Source organism: Kribbella sp. NBC_00382, from assembly GCF_036067295.1.
In the GTDB taxonomy this organism is placed as follows: domain Bacteria; phylum Actinomycetota; class Actinomycetes; order Propionibacteriales; family Kribbellaceae; genus Kribbella.
The window spans coordinates 1,049,485-1,067,234 of the sequence record NZ_CP107954.1; the positions used below are offsets into that span (position 1 = coordinate 1,049,485).

Below are 17,750 nucleotides of genomic sequence, written 5' to 3' on the forward strand. Positions count from 1 at the left end.
GTACACACAGCAGGTACGCCGGAAGCGGCCGGCCGGGGACTTGACCCGGTCCGGCCCTGGGGACCACAGGAGCGGGGAACGACTGCATGGCATTGGGTGACTTCTTTGCGCGGCTCACAGGCCGCAAGGCGGAGCCCGAGCCTGCCCCGATCCCCCGCGCACCCACCAACGACGACCTGTTGCAGTCGCTGGTCCGGGTCGAGCAACTGGTCGCGGACGGCGCCGTACCGGCCGTAGTGGCGTCCCGGGTCAACCGGGTGGTCAGGATCGTGCGGGAGACCATCCCGCGGCTGGGCAACCTCGGCGGCAGCGCCCAGGCGTACTCCGTGATGGCCACCGCGACGGACTACCTGCCGGAGGCGATCGGCGGGTACCTCCGACTGCCACGGCAGTGGGCGGACAGCCGGCCGGTGGATCGCGGGAAGACGTCGCTGATGATCCTGATCGACCAGCTGGACCTCTTGGGGTCGACGATGGACAAGGTGTTCGACGCGGTGAACCGGGCGGACGCGGCGGCGCTGATCGCCCATGGCCGGTTCCTGCAGGAGAAGTTCGGCACCGGGTCGACGGGTGGCAGTCTCGCTCTCGGCCCGACGGAATCAACACCGGCACCGGATCCGGGTCCACCGCAACCACCGGGGGCGGGTCCGCTGCAACCACCACCAGGACGAGGAGGAGCATGACCGGCGCGGGGGGTACTTCGCTGCAGGACGCACTGTCCGGCCTGCTGGCCGTCGCTACGCGTGCCGGCGTTGCTGAGTCGGTGGCTCGCGCCGAGGCGCTGTCACTGGCCGCTGCTCTCGCTGAGTCGGCACCGGGTGCTTCTGCTGACTGGGCTGCGGTGACGCCGGGTTTCGGCACCCAGGACTTCTTCGACGCAGCGGTACGCGGCCGCCGCTGGCGTGGCGCACCTACTGCCGTACTGACTGACCTGGTTGCGCAGGGGTCTGCTGAGAAGGTGCCGTACGCCGAGGCGCTGGCTGAGGTGGCTTCGGCGGCTTGCAGTCTTGGTGAGCCGACCATGCGGGTCATCGGCAACGCATCGGTGGCGGCTGCCGCTCAGTTGCAGGCAGCAGGCGCACGGCAGCAAGTACAGGTCGGTGCCACTCCAACTACGGCTGCTCCCGCTGTAGAGGCGAAGCCTGCGGTGGAAGAAAAGCCTGCTGAGCCTGAACGAACTGTTGAAGAGTTGCTTGCTGAGCTTGATGAGCTGACTGGGTTGGCGAAGGTCAAGCGGGAGGTGCATCGGCAGGTTGCTGTGTTGCGGGTGGAGAAGTTGCGGGTCGAGGCGGGGCTGAAGAGTCCGACGATCACCCGGCACCTCGTGTTCACCGGCAACCCCGGCACCGGCAAGACGACCGTGGCTCGGCTCGTGAGTGGGATTTACAAGGCGCTTGGGCTGCTCTCCAAGGGGCAGCTGATCGAGGTCGACCGGTCTGAGCTGGTGGCCGGGTATTTGGGGCAGACGGCAACCAAGACCGCCGAGGTGGTCGCGTCGGCGGTCGGTGGCGTGCTGTTCATCGACGAGGCCTACAGCTTGACCGCTGGTGAGTTGGGCGCCGATCAGTACGGGCGTGAGGCTGTGGACACGTTGGTGAAGGAGATGGAGGACCGGCGGGACGATCTGGTCGTCATCGTGGCCGGCTACCCCGAGCCGATGGAGGACTTCATCGCGGCGAACCCCGGGCTGGCGAGCCGGTTCCGGACCACGATCGCGTTCGAGGACTACACCGACGACGAGCTGACCGACATCCTGACCGGCCTGGCCGAGGGCGCCGACTACGAGCTGACGGCGAACGCGCTGGACGAGTTCAAGGTGATCCTCGCGTCGACCCGGCGGGACCGTTCGTTCGGCAACGGCCGGTTCGCCCGCAACATGCTGGAGGCCGCGATCGGCCGGCACGCCTGGCGGCTGCGCGACGTGACGGCACCGACCACCGAGCAATTGCGTCAGATCCTCGCCGAGGACCTGACCGACGAAGAGCCGGAGACAGCGGTACCGGACAAGCCGGCCGTCGCGGCAGAGCTGGACAGCGCAGTACCGGAGCAGCCCGTAGTACCGGATGAGGACGAGCAAGGAGAGACGGCGTGACACAGACAGCCAGTGCGCCACCCGCGACCAGGTCGCCGGTGGTCCCGCAGGCCGCGGCGCCGGGTCTGCCGACGCCGCCGCCGGTCCAGCGGCAGCAGCTCGGCCGGGTCGCCCAGCTCTTCGAGGGCACGCCCGGCCGGATGCGCGCGATGCTCATCCTGGCCGCCGTGTTCAGCGTCGTCTTCGGGCTGACCGCCGCGCAGGGCTTCAACCAGTCCGACGGCGCGCTCGGCCGGGCCGAGGCGAACACTGCCCAGCTGGTCCGGATCCAGGCGATCCACACCAACCTGGTCAGCGCGAACGCCGACGCCACCAACGCCTTCCTGGTCGGTGGCCTGGAGCCGCCGGCCCAGCGCCAGCACTTCACCGACGCGATGACGAACGCCGCCAAGCTGATCTCCGAGGCCGCGACCGCCCAGCCCGCCGACCAGCAGGCACTGGGCGAGCTCAACGTCACCCTGCTCACGTACCAAGGTCTGATCGAGCAGGCGCGGGCCAACAACCGCCAGGGCCTGCCGTTGGGTTCGCAGTACCTGAAGGACGCCAGCGCAACCCTGCAGGACGACTCACTGCCGCTGCTGAACGCACTGGTCACCGCCAACCAGGACCGGGTCGACACCGAGTTCAACGGCGTCAACCTGGGCAACATCTGGATGCTCACCGGAGGGCTGCTCTCCTTCGCGGTCCTGCTCTTCGCCCTGTGGTGGCTGGCCAAGCGCACCCACCGCTGGGTGAACGTACCGGTCGCAGCCGCCGCAGCCCTGGTACTGCTCACCACGGTCGTCGGCGGCGCCTCCCTCGCGGGTGCGGCCAGCGCGGCCAAGGACACCAGGAAGAACGCGTACGCCGACACGCTCGCGCTCTCGCAGGCCCGCATCTCGGCGTACGACGCGAAGTCGAACGAGAGCCTGACCCTGATCGCCCGCGGCTCCGGTACGGCCTTCGAGGTCGCCTGGAAGGAAGCGGCGAACAACACCAGCGACCAGCTCAGGGCCGTCAGCGACACAGCACCCGGCCTCGGCTCGGCGTGGGACAACTACCGCGAGGTGCACGTCGCCATCCGCAAGAGCGACGACGACGGTTTTTGGGACAAAGCGGTCCACCTGGCCATCGGGTCCGGCAACGGGACCTCCAACGCCACGTTCAAGACCTTCGACGACCAGTCGGCCGGCAAGCTGGCCGACTTCAGCGACCAGACCCGGGCCGAGCTGAGCGACGCCCGCGACGGGCTGCCGCCGATCGGCTGGCTGGGCCTGCCGATCGGGATCGCCGCCGCCCTGCTCGCCGCCTGGGGATTCTCCCAGCGACTGGAGGAGTACCGATGAACAAGACCCGCCTGATCGCAGGCTCGCTGGCCCTCCTGTTCGCCGCCACCGCCTGCGGCTCCAGCTCGTACGACGCGACGCCCGTTCCGGCCAAGCCGACCCCGGCCCCGGCTACGCCTGCCCCGGCAGCACCGGAGACCTGCAAGAACGCACTGCAGTCGTACGCACCGGACGTCACATTGCCGCCCCCTGGCGCGATGCCGGACGGCACCACGATGGCGAAGATCCAGCAGTACGGCCGGCTCGTCGCGGGCGTCTCGGCAGACAGCCTCAACCTCGGCTCGCGGGACCCGATCAGCGGCAAGATCCAGGGCTTCGACATCGACATGATCAACGCCGTCGCGGACGCCATCTTCGGCGAACCGGCGCCGGGACAGCCGCACAAAGTCGAGCTCCGGGTGATCTCCAGCCCGCAGCGCCTTCCCGTCCTGCAGGCGCCCCGCAAGGACGGCGCGGTCGACATCGTCGCGCGGAACATGACGATCAACTGCGACCGGTGGACCAAGATCGCGTTCTCCGCGGAGTACTACCACTCCGGCCAGAAGCTGCTGGTCCAGCGCGACATGAAGGAGCAGTCGCTCAAGCAGTTGAGCGGCAAGAAGGTCTGCACCCCGACCGGTTCGACCAGCTACACCAACATGCGCAAGGAAAACCCCGACATCATCCCGGTGACCGCCGACACCGACACTGGCTGCCTGGCGCTGTTCCAGGCCGGCGAGGTCGTCGGTATCTCCGGTGACGACACCGTGCTCGCCGGAGACGTCGCTCAGGACCCCTACGCCCGAGTGACCACGGCCGGCCAGATCAGCGATGAACCGTACGGCCTCGGCATGAACTCCGGTCAGGTCGACTTCGTGAAGTTCGTCAACGGCGTGCTGGCGAAGATGAAGGCCGATGGCGATTGGCAGAAGTCGTACGACACGTGGTTCCTCAAGGCGCTCGGCCCCGCGAAGCCGCCGGTGGCCCAATACGGGCGAGTCGCCCCCTGATGACAGTGGGTACGCCGACGGCGACTGCGCCGTCTCCTCCGGGGCGGATCGGCAGCAGCATTCCTGCGAAGGAGCTGCTGGACTTTCTCGATGCCTTGGGGAGTTGGCGGGATCGGCGTCGGGCGGAGCTGGACGAGCTCGACCAGGCCGCCCTGAACTCGGCCGACGCCGACGCGCTGAGCGGCGACATCGTCTTGTCGATGGCGGTCTGGAAGGCGGTCTCGGACCGGTACGAGCTGATCCTGGTCACCTGGGACTCCGGCCGGGTTGGAACGACCGAGACCGAGCGGATCTCGACGCTGATCTGGGGCGGCCTGGACACCGGTGGCGCGGCCGGTTCGCTCGCGGTTTCGTTGCCTGAGGCATGTACTTTGTCGGACGCGCTCGCGTCGACGCTGCGGGCCAAGCTCGCGCTCGAACCCGGTGATGCCGACCTGGCGGCGCGGTTGCGCCAACTGCGGGCAGGCGTCGAGCGGATCAACGACCTGGTCGCGATCGAGCCCGCGAGCACCCGCAACGCGGCGATCGCGACGCACCACGACCTCGACCGGCGTACCACCGATCTGACCGAGCGGGCCAAGCGTGGCGCGGACATCGGCGGGCTGATCGGGCCGCTGGAGATCGACGCAGCGCATGCCGAGCGGGACCTCATCGTCGGCGCAGCGACCCGTCGCGAGCGGGCGGCCGACGTGGCCCGGGCTCGTGCGGTCCGGACCGAGCTCGAAGCGCAGGGGCAGGCGGTACGGACCCTGGCGGACCGTTGCGTCGCTACGGTGACGCCGGCGCCGCGGCTCGCAGTACCGGATGTGACTGCGTTGGGGCCGGTGCCGAACACACCGGCCGAGTTGGAGAAGTACCTGACCCGGCTGGACGCAGTACGGCGTGCACTGGGGCAGGCACAGACGGCGTACGGCTCCGCACTGGAGCGCAAGGACGAGTTGGCCGGGCGGCTGGACGCGTATCAGGTGAAAGCCGGCAGCGTCCCCCGGAGCAGTGGTACCACCGATGACCTGGCAGAGCTCTACCGACGCGGCCGTGAGGTGCTCGACGCGGAACCAGTGGACCTGGTTCGGCTCGGCGCGCTCGTTGCGGCGTACCAGACGTATCTGGGAGTGACGACATGACGACCAACGCCTGCACACAGCCGGGTTGTACCGGCACGATCCAGGACGGCTACTGCGACGTTTGCGGCTCACCAGCCGCCGCGTCCGCAGCGGGCACGCCCGTATCGGCTGTCACGGGAAGGCCGGGCATCTCCGGCGCACCGACGGCCTCCGGCGCGTGCACGCAACCAGGTTGCTCCGGGACGGTGGTGGACGGCTACTGCGACGTCTGCGGCACTCCTGCCGGTGGAAGCAGCTCTGCAGCGCTGGACCCGATCAGTACCGCCTCGACTGTGTCGCGTGCGTCCAACCGCCTGGCGTCGACCCCACTGGGCTCGGCCCGGGCGACAGCGGCCGGCTCCAAGCTCACCCGCAAGCTCGGTACTTCGTCGACGCGCCTGCGTGGAGCACGACTGGGCGCCGGCCTGACGCATGTGCCGCCGATCCCCGCGATCGACGCCAGCAAAGCGATCCTGGCCAACCCCATGGTCCCCGAGGAACGCCGCAACTGTCCCAACTGCGGCAACCCGGTCGGCCGCTCGCGGGGCGACCAGCCCGGCCGTACCGACGGCTTCTGCCCGAAGTGCCGCAGCCCGTTCTCGTTCTCGCCGAAGCTGCAGGACGGCGACCTGGTCGGCGGCCAGTACCTGGTCCGCGGCTGCCTGGCGCACGGTGGCTTCGGCTGGATCTACATGGCCCAGGACCAGAACGTGTCCAACCGCTGGGTGGTGCTGAAGGGCCTGCTGAACTCGGAGGACCCGGACGCCGTCGCGGCCGCGATCGCCGAGCAGCAGTTCCTGGCCCGGGTCGAGCACCCGCTGATCGTCGAGATCTACAACTTCGTCACCCACGACGGCGCCGGCTACATCGTGATGGAGTACGTCGGCGGTACCTCGCTCAAAACCCTGCTCAAGCAGCGGATGGAGGCCAACCGCGGTCAGTACGACGCGCTGCCGATCGACCAGGCGATCGCCTACATGCTCGAGATCATGCCGGCGTTCTCCTATCTGCACGACCTCGGCCTGGTCTACTGCGACTTCAAGCCGGACAACATCATCCAGGTCGGCGACGCGGTCAAGCTGATCGACCTGGGCGGTGTGCGGCGGATCGACGACATGGACTCGGCCATCTACGGCACCGTCGGCTTCCAGGCGCCTGAGGTGGCAGAGGTCGGCCCGTCGGTCGCATCGGACATCTACACGCTCGGGCGGACGCTGTGCGTGCTCGCCTTCGAGTTCCGCGGCTACCAGTCGAAGTACGTCGGCACGTTGCCGCCGGTGGCGGAGGTGCCGCTGTTCCAGCAGTACGACTCGGTCTACCGGCTGCTGCTGAAGGCCTGCGCGCCTGACCCGGCCGACCGCTTCGTGTCGGCTGACGAGTTCCGGGTGCAGCTCCTCGGCGTACTGCGGGAGGTGGTGGCCGACAAGCAAGGTGTGAAGGCTGCCCAGCACTCCACGTCGTCGCTGCTGTTCGGTAGCCCGGGTGACCTCGCGGCCGGTCTGGGAGACCAGGCGGAGCCGTGGCGGCGGTTGCCGTCGCTGGTGACGGACGACAGCGACAAGATGGCCGGCTGGCTGAAGACCGTGAGCGTGCCCGACCCGGAGCAGCGGCTCAACCTGCTCGTGGATGCGCCTGAGTCGTCGGCCCAGATCCTCCTGGAGATCGCTGAGGCGGCTCTGGAGATTGGGCCGGCCCGGTACGACATGGTCGACACTGCAGTCTCCGACCTGCTCGCGGCCGACCCGTGGGAGTGGCGGGCGGTCTGGATGTCCGGACTCGTCGCACTGGCCCGCAACGACGCCGCGACCGCCCAGTCGGCGTTCAACGCGGTCTACGGCCAGGTACCGGGTGAGCTGGCGCCGAAGCTCGCGCTGGCCGTCTCCTGTGAGACCAGCGGCGAGTACGACGTCGCAGAAGGCCTGTACCTCACCTGTGCCCGTACCGACGCGAACTACATCGCCCCCTCCGCCTTCGGCCTGGCAGCGATCCGGTCGACGCGTGGAGACCTCGACGGCGCCGTCGCCGCGCTCGACCTGGTACCGCCGACCAGCGGGTCGTATGTGCGGGCTCGCCGGATGCGAGCCGGTCTGCTGGCAGGATCAGGGCGTGGACTGTCCGCGCTGGCCGAGGCGATGAGCAACATCGAGAGCGTGACGATCGACCCGGTCGACCGGGCGAACCTGACCGCGAGCATCTTCAAGACCGCGCTGGACGAGGTCCTCGGCAAGGGCCCACAGCCCGGGCTGAAGATCGCCGGCCGGGAGGCGGTCGAGCCGGACCTGCGGGACGGGCTCGAGGCGGCATACCGTGAACTCGCCGGCCACGCGCACAGCCGGCAGGAACGGATCGCCCTGGTCGACCTGGCCAACGATGTTCGAGGATGGACGCTGCGATGACGAGTACGACCCAGACGGCCTGCCCCAGCTGTGGTGGACCGATCTCCGACGCCGATCGCTTCTGCGAGGCGTGCGGGGCCGAGCTCACGCCTGCCACCCCGGCGACGCCCACCCCGGCGATCGACACCGACACCGAGCCCACGGTCGAACTGAACCCGGGTGCCGCGCGAGGTGCCGAGGCAGCACCCGGCCCCTGCCGCTCCTGCGGTGGGAACATCGGGCCTGACGGGTACTGCGAGACCTGCGGCACCAAGGCGACCAAGGCGCGCGACCACTTCAGCGAGCAGCCCGCTCCCTGGGTGGCCGCCGTGTGCGACCGCGGGATCCGGCACAGCCGCAACGAGGACGCAGCGGCGATCGCTGCTGACCCGGAGCCGGGCAGTCGCGCCCTGCTGGTGGTCTGCGACGGGGTGAGCTCGTCGCTCGACTCCGACGTGGCCAGCCTGGCCGCTGCGCGTGCAGCGCGCGACGTATTGGCTGCTGGTCACGCGCAGGGCATGGGGACCGAGTCCTCGCGGAACAGCGCGGTCATCGCGCGGCTCAACGCTGCAGCGGATGCCGCTAGCGACGCAGTACTCGAGAACACTTCGCCGGACAGTCCTAACCCGGCTTCCTGCACCTTTGTGGCCACTGTGCTCGAGGGTGACCTCCTGGTTGCGGGTGTGGTGGGTGACAGTCGGGCGTACTGGTTCCCGGACAACGCTGAGGCTGTTGCATTGACTGTGGATGACTCCTGGGCTGCCGAGTTGATCGCTACCGGCGTACCGCGGCATGAGGCCGAGACGGGGCCGCAGGCACATGCGATCACCCGCTGGCTGGGCAAGGACGCTCCTGACCACACACCGCGTACTACCTCGCTGAAGGTGGCCGGGCCGGGTTGGGTCGTCGTCTGCTCGGACGGCCTGTGGAACTACTGCTCCGAGGCGGCACCACTGGCCGACCTGGTACGTCAGACCGCTGCGGCCAATGCGAACGAGCCACTGGCCACGGCATCCGCGCTGGTCGACTGGGCCAACGCCCAGGGCGGCCAGGACAACATCACTGTCGCGCTTGCCCGTATCTGATTCTGCTCGAGTACCACCGAAAGGACGCCTGATGGCCGAGTTCTCCGCCACCGTGTACCAGAACGAGTTCCTGCCCGACGGCGGCACCGACGTGCACGCGATCGTCACGGTGTCCTGCAGCGGCGCGGGCTCGGCCGGCCAGACCGGCAGCGGCGACGCGGGCGAGATCATCATCGTCGACACCTCCGGCTCGATGGGCGCCGAGGGCGTCCGGGCCGCCGCGTTCGCCGCCCAGACCGCGCTCGACCAGATCCTCGACGGGGTCTGGTTCGCGGTCATCTCCGGCAACGACCGGGCCCAACTGGCCTTCCCGCCGTCGCCCGAGCCGGTGATGGTGAAGATGGACCAGTTCACCCGGCAGGCGGCCAAGGACGCGGTCTCCCGCTTCTACGCCGACGGCGGCACCGCGATGGGCACCTGGCTGCGGCTCGCGTCGCGGGTCTTCGCGACCGTACCGCCGCTGACCCAGAAGCACGCGCTGCTGCTCACCGACGGCGAGAACCAGCACGAGACGCCCGAGGCGCTGACCCAGGCGATCCAGTCCGTCACCGGCCAGTTCCAGTGCGACTGCCGCGGTGTCGGCGTCGCCTGGCAGGTCGACGAGGTGCGCCGGATCGCTACCGCCCTGCTCGGCACGGTGGACATCATCCCGGCGAAGGACCAGCTCGCTGCCGAGTTCGCCAAGATCATCCGGAACGCGATGAGCAAGGGTGTCGCGCAGGCCGACATGCGGGTCTGGGCTCCGCAGGGCGCGCAGGTGCTGTTCGTGCGGCAGGTTGCCCCGACAGTGGACGACCTGACGTCGCGGCGTACCGAGGTGAACGCACTGACCGGCTCGTACCCGACCGGTTCGTGGGGTGACGAGTCCCGCGACTACCACGTGGCCATCCGGCTCGCGGCCAAGGGCATCGGCCAGGAGCAGCTCGCTGCGCGGGTGCAGCTGGCGCTGGGCGACCAGGTGGTGGCACAGGGCCTAGTACGGGCGCTGTGGTCCGAGGACGAGGCACTGACCACCCGGATCAGCCCAGAGGTCGCCCACTACACCGGGCAGACCGAGCTGGCCGACGCTATCCAGGAGGGCCTGGCTGCGAAGGCTGCCGGCGACACGGCGACCGCTACCACCAAGCTCGGCCGCGCCGTGCAACTCGCCGCGCAGACCGGGAACGAGGAAGCGACCACGCGGCTTCGTAAGGTGGTCGACATCGACGATCAGGACAACGGCACCGTACGGCTCAAGCGGACCGTTGAGAAGGCCGACGAGATGGCGCTCGACACCGCCTCCACCAAGACCACCCGGGTGAAGAAATGACCTCAGCGACGTGTCCGAGCGGGCACCCGTCCGTCTCCACCGACTACTGCGACGTCTGCGGCCTGCCGATCGGCGCAGCCGCGACACCAGCCGCCGCATCGGTGCCCGCTCCTGCAGTGGCGGCCCCTGGCCCCACGACCCAGGCATGCCCGAACTGCTCGGAGCCTGCCGCACCGGACGCCTTGTTCTGCGAGAACTGCGGCTATGACTTCACCACGGGCACGATGCCCCGCCCTGCCTCGGCACTGGACCTCGGTACTCCGCCCCCGGTACCGCCTGCGCCGCAGGAGGTCGCCGACTGGGTAGTGGAGCGCTGGGTCGACCCCGACTGGTACGAGGTCCAGCAGAGCGACGACCCCTGCCCGTCACCGGGTCTGCCGGTCGTCATCCCGGTCACTGCGAAGAGCGTCCTCGTCGGTCGCCCTTCCAAAAGTCGCGGGATCACTCCCGAGATCGACTGTGGCGAAGACACCGGGGTCAGCCGCCGCCAGGCGCAGCTCACCACGGACGGCCAGCGCTGGTGGGTTGAAGACCTCCAGTCCTCCAACGGCACCTTCGTCGGCCCGTCGTCCGGCCCGCTCCCCGAAGACCCGATCACTCCTGGCCAACGCCGGGAGCTCGACGCGGACGATCGTGTCTATGTGGGTGCTTGGACGCGTCTCGTAGTACGGAAGTCGACGCCGGAGGAACAAGCCGGCCAGGCCTGACAGGTTGGTTTCAGTAGCGGCCAGGAGCTGGCCGCTACTGAAACTAGCGTTGGGCGCATGACGAACTCGAGCGAGATTCAGCCCTTCCGGATCAACATCGCCCAGAGCGAGATCGACGACCTGCACACCCGGCTGGCGGCGACCCGATGGCCGGCGACTCCGCGAGTGGACGACTGGAGTCGCGGAGTACCCGTCGGGTATTTGAAGGGGCTGGCCGAGTACTGGGCGAACGGCTTTGACTGGCGGGCGGCGGAGGCGGTGCTGAACGCGATCCCGCAGTTCGTCACCGAGATCAGCGGGCAGCGGATCCACTTCTTCCACCAGCGCTCGGCGGAGCCGGACGCGACGCCGCTGATCCTCACGCATGGCTGGCCTGGTTCGCCGGTGGAGTTCCAGCGGGTGATCGGGCCGCTGACCGACCCGCGTTCGCATGGTGGCGATCCGGCGGACGCGTTCCACGTTGTTGTGCCGTCCTTGCCGGGATACGGGTTCTCGAATCCGATCGGCGAGGGTGGGTTCAACCTGTTCGGGGTGGCGCAGATGTGGGCCGAGCTGATGGGGCGGCTGGGCTACGACCGGTACGCCGCGCACGGTACCGACGTCGGGTCGGGCGTCGCCGGGATGTTGCCGATGGTCGATCCGGGCCACGTGATCGGCACCCACCTGGCCGGGATGGGCGCGGGGGCGCCGTTCGAGGGTCCGATTCCGCTGGAGGGGCTGAACTCTGCTGACCAGGCACGGGCCGAGCGGTTCAATGGGCTGCTGGATGAGGGGTTCGGTTATCTGGTCCAGCAGATGACGCGGCCGCAGACGCTGGCGTACGGGCTGAACGACTCACCGGTGGGGCAGTTGGCTTGGATCACTGAGAAGTTCGCGGAGTGGACCGATCCGGCGAACAAGCTGCCGGAGGAGGCTGTCGATCGCGATCAGTTGCTCACCAACGTGAGCCTGTACTGGTTCACCGGCTCGGGTGCCTCGTCGGCGCACGCCGTCTACGACGGGATGGCCGCATGGAAGGCGATTGTCGCGATGCAGTCGGGTGGTGGCGAAGATCAGGCGTGGGGTGCCGTTGCTGGGCCGCCGACCGGGGTGGCGGTGTTCGGGAACGAGACGGCGATCAGGAGCCTGACCGATCCTGCCGGGCAGATCGAGCACTGGACCGAGTACGAACGCGGCGGCCACTTCGCGGCGATGGAGGTACCGGACCTGCTCACCGACGATCTGCGAACCTTTTTCCGCCCACTGCGCTGAGCCACTCGATCGCCACCTCGCCGACGACGATCGGGACTGGCCAGGTCCATGGATGATCTGGCACGTTGACCACCAGAACCGCCGTCCACAAGGCGATCCAGCTGCCGCCGTAGCCGCGGAGCACACCCCGGTACCAAAGCTCACCGGTCGACTCCGCGGCGCGCTGGCCGAGATACACGAACAGGTACGCCGCAATCGAGAGCGGCCAGAACACCCACAACCGCCCCCAGTCGTAGGGCACCATCACCAACGCGGTCAGGCAGCTCAGCACGACCGCCCAGTGATAAACCTCGCCCACCCAGCTGAGCCGCCGCACCCGCAACGTGACAACAACCGCCAGCGGCCCGAACACAACCCCGACCAGCCCAGCCACCACATGCAGAATCAGCGCGATATCACGCATCAGCCAAACAATCTGACATGTCAGCGAACCATAGTCCTCCCGTCCGTCGGCGTCTCCACCTCACACCGGAAGAAAATCCCCACGCCGGCGCCTCTGCTCACTCCTCCGTCGCTCACCCGGCGCTGAGCTCCCACCCACCCTGGGCGCGGGCTCCTACGTCGCCCGCTTAGCGAGAGCAGGTGGTTGCGGCCGGCACCTGGAATCGCGCGTGACTGCAAGGCCCGCCTCCCAATGCCATGGCGATCCCCAGGTCGTCGGTCTGCCCGGAAACTAACTTGTACCCCGAGACGAAAAGTTTCCGCCTCAGGCTGCTCCCAGCAACAAACGCCGGCCGGCGCATCGCGAGCTCCGGCGGATGCGACTCGAGTCATCCCCCCGGCGCCGGGGCTCGCGAAAACTGCCTTCACCAAGCGGGCGGCGAAGCAGCACGCGCCCCGGGGCGGGTGGGAGCTCAGCGCCGGGTGAGCGACGCAGGAGCGAGCGTGGCGCCGGCGTGGGCGGGTGCCTCTCGCAATACAGCACCCGCCACACCGGACCCACATTCGCTTCACCCCAAACCACCCACCCCGCAACCACCTGCCTTCACCAAGCGGGCGGCGTGGGGAGTTAGCTACCCGGCCGGGTAGCTAGCCACCATTCGTACGGCGTGGTTGCGGTAGCCCAGCCGTTCGAAGCTGGCGGCCATTGGTTTGTTGGTCAGGTCGGTGTCGGCTCGGATCCGGTCGGCGCCGGTCTCGACCAGCAGGTGGGTGATCTCGGCCAGCAGATCATCGCAGTAGCCGTTGCCGCGGTGTTCGGCCAGTACGCCGAGATACCCCACGACCGGCCCGCCGTTGTTGGCCGACGGCAACGCAAACCCGACTAGCGCGCCGGCCGAGTCGTAGGCCAGGCGCCACCATGAGCGCTCCCCCGGCATCGACTGGTAGATCTCCAGGTCTTCCTTCGCAGCGCCATCAACCCCGACCCGAGCGACCGCCCGAGCAGTCGAGGCATCAAGGCTGCCGTCGATCACCCGCCGGAAGACATCGAGGAAGGCCTCGTCGTCAGCCGGCTCGAAACGCAACCGGGTCGACCGAGCCGGCAGCCCATCAGCAGGCGTCCACTCGTAACGCAGCCGTTCGGTCAGTTGCGACAGGCCAGCAGCCCGAGCAGCCGCCAGCCGTGGCTCCAGCGAGGCGACGACGGAGGGCTGATCACGCCAGCCGTTGGGCAGGAAGATGTGGTACTCCGGTTCCTCCCCGTCCGTCGGGAAGGTGTCCAAAGCGTGCCGGATCAACGAGCTCCACACCGCAACGCGGTCGATGCCCGGTACGGCGTACAGGCCGTCGATGCTGAACGGGTAGGCGAACTGCTCCATGCCCCACCAAATGGCGAGCGCGATGATCTCGCCGCTCTCGTCCTCGACGACCCAGGACCAGTCGTAGCGGTAGGCACCAGAGACCAGATAGTCGTCCCAGCGCTCCCGCGTCACCGTGTTGAGCGACTGGTCGGCGATCAGGGTATGGATGGTGTCGAGGTCGGCCTCGACGGTGGTACGAATCTTCACGGGTAAATCCTCCAGAAAGGAGGCGCGAGGCTCCGCTCAGTGCGAGCTGGTCGAGCGGGGCGGGCGCGCCGAAACAAGAGCCTTCATCGGTCGCTCCTTCCACTCGAGGGGTCGTTCTCGCCAGGCAGACCCTAGAACCCGGGCGAGGTCATAGTCCACCGATTATTCATGGTTGGGATGTGCCGGCGTCGCTTGTCGCGGGAAGTCTTGGGGCATGCGAACGCCCACCGCACCCAAGTTCAGCGCGCTTGCCGCCGTCGCCGTCTTCTCGATCGGCCTGACCGCGACCACCGCGACCGCCTCCACAACGACAACAACGACCCAGTACGCCGTACCGTCCGCCGTCACCGCGATCTCCTCCTGCGGCCTGAGCACCCTGCCGCCCGAAGCCACCACCACCCTGCGCCTGATCCACTCGGGCGGCCCGTTCCCGTACAGCCAGGACGGGATCGTCTTCCAGAACCGCGAGGGGATCCTGCCGGCCAAACCGAGCAGCTACTACCACGAGTACACCGTCAAGACTCCCGGCTCCTCGACCCGCGGCGCCCGCCGGCTGATCGGTGGCGGCACGCTCACCACGCCCGCGTCGGTGTACTACACCGGCGACCACTACGCGTCCTTCTGCCTGGTGAACGAGAACGGCTGAGAGAATCGGCCGGTGACGTCAGACATCCAGAACGTACTGCGCAACCAGTTCGAGCTCACCTGGGCGCTGTTCGAGTACCACCTGGAACGCCTGACCCCGGACGACCTGCTCTGGGAACCGGCCAAACTCTGCTGGACAGTCCGCCCGGACAGTATCGGGAACTGGCGGGCGGACTGGTCCGACAGCGCGCTCGACCCGATCCCGGTACCGACGATCGGCTGGCTCACCTGGCACATCGGCTGGTGGTGGTCGACCGCTGCGGCCCACGCGCGCGGGGCGGTACCACCGGACCGTACTGCGGTGTTGTGGCCGGGCGACCTGGCCAAGACCCTCGGCTGGATGCGCGCGCTCCGCGACCAGTGGTCCCACATCCTCGAGGACATCACCGACCTCGCCAGGCCGGCCGTCTTCCCCTGGCCCCCCGAAACCGGCCGCTCCACCGCCGACCAGTTCGCCTGGGTCAACACCGAGTTGATGAAGAACGCCGCCGAGATCGGCCAGCTCAGACTGCTCCGAGCTGCCGACGCATAAAAAAACCTGGCCCCGGGCGAACTGCCCGGGACCAGGTTTTCTGTCGTGCGAAAGGAACTTCTAGGAGATCAGAAGTCCATGCCGCCCATGTCGGGCGCGCCGCCCGGAGCGGCCGAGGCCTTCTCCGGCTTGTCGGCGATGACGGCCTCGGTGGTGAGGAACAGGGCCGCGATGGACGCTGCGTTCTGCAGCGCCGAGCGCGTCACCTTGGCCGGGTCGATGATGCCGGTGGCGATCAGGTCCACGTACTCACCGGTTGCGGCGTTGAGGCCCCAGCCCGGCTCGAGGTTGCGAACCTTCTCCACCACGACGCCACCCTCGAGGCCGGCGTTGAAGGCGATCTGCTTCAGCGGAGCCTCGACCGCGGACCGCACGATCGCGGCACCGGTGGCCTCGTCACCCTCGAGCTCCAGCTTCTCGAACGCGACGACCGAAGCCTGCAGCAGCGCCACGCCGCCACCGGCGACGATGCCCTCTTCGACGGCGGCCTTCGCGTTGCGAACGGCGTCCTCGATGCGGTGCTTGCGCTCCTTCAGCTCGACCTCGGTGGCCGCGCCGACCTTGATCACCGCAACGCCACCGGCCAGCTTGGCCAGTCGCTCCTGCAGCTTCTCGCGGTCGTAGTCGGAGTCCGACTTCTCGATCTCGGCGCGGATCTGGTTCACCCGGCCGGAGATCTGGTCGGCGTCGCCCGAACCCTCGACGATGGTCGTCTCGTCCTTGGTGACGACGATCTTGCGGGCCTGGCCGAGCAGCTCCAGGTCCACGGTGTCGAGCTTGAGGCCGACCTCCTCGGAGATGACCTCACCGCCGGTCAGCACGGCGATGTCGACCAGCATGGCCTTGCGGCGGTCACCGAAGCCCGGCGCCTTGACGGCGACGGTCTTGAAGGTGCCCTTGATCTTGTTCACGACCAGGGTCGCGAGCGCCTCACCCTCGAGGTCCTCGGCGATGATCGCCAGCGGCTTGCCGGTCTGCATGACCTTCTCCAGCACCGGGACCAGGTCCTTGATGCTCGAGATCTTGCTGTTCACCACGAGGATGTACGGGTCTTCGAGGACCGCTTCCATCCGCTCGGTGTCGGTCACGAAGTACGGCGAGATGTAGCCCTTGTCGAAGCGCATGCCCTCGGTGAGCTCGAGCTCGAGACCGAAGGTGTTGCTCTCCTCGACGGTGATGACACCTTCCTTGCCGACCTTGTCCATCGCCTCGGCGATGATCTGGCCGACCTGGGTGTCAGCGGCGGAGATCGAGGCCGTGGAAGCGATCTGCTCCCGGGTCTCGACGTCCTTCGCCTGGGCCAGCAGCTGCTCGCTGATGGCCTCGACGGCCTTCTCGATGCCCTTCTTCAGGCCCATCGGGTTGGCGCCGGCGGCGACGTTGCGCAGACCCTCGCGCACGAGCGCCTGGGCCAGCACGGTCGCCGTGGTGGTGCCGTCACCAGCGACGTCATCCGTCTTCTTGGCAACTTCCTTGACGAGCTCGGCCCCGATCTTCTCGTACGGGTCCTCCAGCTCGATCTCCTTGGCGATCGAAACGCCGTCGTTGGTGATCGTGGGGGCGCCCCACTTCTTCTCCAGGACGACATTGCGGCCCTTCGGGCCAAGCGTCACCTTTACGGCGTCGGCGAGGGTGTTCATACCCCGCTCGAGGCCGCGGCGCGCCTCTTCATTGAAAGCAATCAGCTTGGGCATTCTCCGCGAGTCCTCCCGCGTCGAGTTTTTGGTTCAGCCGGCCGGATGCCCGCGACGGACGGTACTTTCGGTGCGGCGGTCACGTCCCGCCACCCCTCCAGCACCTCATCGAGGCCGTCTATGGTCACACCGTCCGGGCGCGAGCAGTTATCACTCTCGCCCATCGAGTGCTAACCAAAGTATTAGCACTCGACCCAAGCGAGTGCAAGCCAGCCCACCCCGGTCAGGCCGACGGTTGCTCGTGCTGGGCGATCAGCATCTTCGGCGCGGTCAGCCGCCAGGCCTCGGTCAGCAGCTCCGTCAGCTCCTCCTCGTCCGCGACCGCGAGCTTGACCTCCAGCCACGCGAACCGCCCGGACGCCCACGACGGCGTATAGACCTCCGGATCCTCCGCGACCAGCGCCTCTTGCTCCTCGCGCAGCGCCTTGAGCATCACCGACGTCTCGTCCGCCGACAGGTACACGAACCCCTTCTTCCGCACCTTGAACGCAGGCTGCCCGGCCCACCCGACATGCTCCTCGACCCCGGGCAGGCCGAGCAGCACTTTCGTCACCGCCTCAGCATCCATCCCCCGACGGTACGACCCGGCACCGACAGAAATATCGAAAGTCGTCAGGGATCCGGACCCGCCCCGGCTGACCCGGATCAGGGGTCGGACCAGGGTCGGCTCGGTACCGATCCCGATGTGGAGAAG

General features: G+C 68.3%; 16 protein-coding genes. 12 read left to right on the plus strand and 4 right to left on the minus strand.

Translation table 11 applies throughout. The annotated features are described in order from the left end of the window. Nucleotides 1-86 precede the first annotated feature (86 nt). From OHA70_RS05180 to OHA70_RS05225, 10 genes are read left to right on the plus strand one after another with little or no spacing between them, the layout of a single operon-like run. Nucleotides 87-683: a hypothetical protein gene (locus OHA70_RS05180; protein WP_328329104.1), complete on the plus strand. Its 597-nt coding sequence runs from the start codon at nucleotides 87-89 to the stop codon at nucleotides 681-683. Further along, a complete protein-coding gene (locus tag OHA70_RS05185) occupies nucleotides 680-2,092 on the plus strand; it encodes an AAA family ATPase (RefSeq protein ID WP_328329106.1) in 1,413 nt (470 codons plus the stop codon). Before OHA70_RS05180 ends, OHA70_RS05185 begins: the two co-directional genes overlap by 4 nt. Beyond that, nucleotides 2,089-3,417, plus strand: a complete 1,329-nt coding sequence (locus OHA70_RS05190) for a hypothetical protein (RefSeq protein ID WP_328329108.1) — start codon at nucleotides 2,089-2,091, stop codon at nucleotides 3,415-3,417. The genes OHA70_RS05185 and OHA70_RS05190 overlap by 4 nt, the downstream gene beginning before the upstream one ends. Beyond that, the gene (locus tag OHA70_RS05195) at nucleotides 3,414-4,406 is read left to right on the plus strand and encodes a glutamate ABC transporter substrate-binding protein (RefSeq protein WP_328329110.1); all 993 of its coding nucleotides are present in this window, start codon (nucleotides 3,414-3,416) and stop codon (nucleotides 4,404-4,406) included. Before OHA70_RS05190 ends, OHA70_RS05195 begins: the two co-directional genes overlap by 4 nt. Further along, nucleotides 4,406-5,530, plus strand: a complete 1,125-nt coding sequence (locus OHA70_RS05200; RefSeq protein WP_328329112.1) for a hypothetical protein — start codon at nucleotides 4,406-4,408, stop codon at nucleotides 5,528-5,530. The genes OHA70_RS05195 and OHA70_RS05200 overlap by 1 nt, the downstream gene beginning before the upstream one ends. Next, entirely contained in the window at nucleotides 5,527-7,905 is a 2,379-nt protein-coding gene (locus OHA70_RS05205) for a serine/threonine-protein kinase (RefSeq protein WP_328329114.1), read from the plus strand. Before OHA70_RS05200 ends, OHA70_RS05205 begins: the two co-directional genes overlap by 4 nt. Then, nucleotides 7,902-8,969 carry a PP2C family serine/threonine-protein phosphatase gene (locus OHA70_RS05210; protein ID WP_328329116.1) on the plus strand — a complete coding sequence of 356 codons (1,068 nt, stop codon included), beginning with the start codon at nucleotides 7,902-7,904 and terminating at the stop codon, nucleotides 8,967-8,969. Before OHA70_RS05205 ends, OHA70_RS05210 begins: the two co-directional genes overlap by 4 nt. Nucleotides 8,970-9,000: 31 nt before the next feature. Beyond that, the gene (locus OHA70_RS05215; RefSeq protein ID WP_328329118.1) at nucleotides 9,001-10,278 is read left to right on the plus strand and encodes a vWA domain-containing protein; all 1,278 of its coding nucleotides are present in this window, start codon (nucleotides 9,001-9,003) and stop codon (nucleotides 10,276-10,278) included. Then, the gene (locus OHA70_RS05220) at nucleotides 10,275-10,985 is read left to right on the plus strand and encodes an FHA domain-containing protein (protein WP_328329120.1); all 711 of its coding nucleotides are present in this window, start codon (nucleotides 10,275-10,277) and stop codon (nucleotides 10,983-10,985) included. Before OHA70_RS05215 ends, OHA70_RS05220 begins: the two co-directional genes overlap by 4 nt. Before the next feature lie 57 nt (nucleotides 10,986-11,042). After that, on the plus strand, nucleotides 11,043-12,236 hold the full coding sequence (locus OHA70_RS05225) for an epoxide hydrolase family protein (RefSeq protein ID WP_328329122.1): 1,194 nt from the start codon (nucleotides 11,043-11,045) through the stop codon (nucleotides 12,234-12,236). Here the strand turns inward: OHA70_RS05225 and OHA70_RS05230 are convergent. Both OHA70_RS05230 and OHA70_RS05235 read right to left on the minus strand, forming a co-directional pair. After that, complete coding sequence (locus tag OHA70_RS05230; protein WP_328329124.1) at nucleotides 12,196-12,639, minus strand: hypothetical protein; 444 nt, start codon at nucleotides 12,637-12,639, stop codon at nucleotides 12,196-12,198. The genes OHA70_RS05225 and OHA70_RS05230 overlap by 41 nt on opposite strands. Nucleotides 12,640-13,249: 610 nt before the next feature. Beyond that, on the minus strand, nucleotides 13,250-14,185 hold the full coding sequence (locus OHA70_RS05235; RefSeq protein ID WP_328329126.1) for a GNAT family N-acetyltransferase: 936 nt from the start codon (nucleotides 14,183-14,185) through the stop codon (nucleotides 13,250-13,252). Between the two features lie 214 nt (nucleotides 14,186-14,399). On the opposite strand from OHA70_RS05235, the gene OHA70_RS05240 reads away from it, so the two are divergent. Together OHA70_RS05240 and OHA70_RS05245 are read left to right on the plus strand one after the other, a co-directional pair. Continuing rightward, nucleotides 14,400-14,831 carry a ribonuclease gene (locus OHA70_RS05240; RefSeq protein WP_328329128.1) on the plus strand — a complete coding sequence of 144 codons (432 nt, stop codon included), beginning with the start codon at nucleotides 14,400-14,402 and terminating at the stop codon, nucleotides 14,829-14,831. A 12-nt stretch (nucleotides 14,832-14,843) separates the two neighbouring features. Further along, nucleotides 14,844-15,362 (plus strand): DinB family protein, encoded by a 519-nt coding sequence (locus OHA70_RS05245; protein ID WP_328329130.1) that lies wholly within the window; start codon nucleotides 14,844-14,846, stop codon nucleotides 15,360-15,362. 68 nt (nucleotides 15,363-15,430) lie between these two features. Here the strand turns inward: OHA70_RS05245 and groL are convergent, their stop codons facing one another. After that, nucleotides 15,431-17,056, minus strand: a complete 1,626-nt coding sequence (groL, locus tag OHA70_RS05250) for a chaperonin GroEL (RefSeq protein WP_328329132.1) — start codon at nucleotides 17,054-17,056, stop codon at nucleotides 15,431-15,433. A 223-nt stretch (nucleotides 17,057-17,279) separates the two neighbouring features. Beyond that, on the minus strand, nucleotides 17,280-17,624 hold the full coding sequence (locus OHA70_RS05255; protein ID WP_328329134.1) for an MmcQ/YjbR family DNA-binding protein: 345 nt from the start codon (nucleotides 17,622-17,624) through the stop codon (nucleotides 17,280-17,282). Between the last annotated feature and the right edge of the window lie 126 nt (nucleotides 17,625-17,750).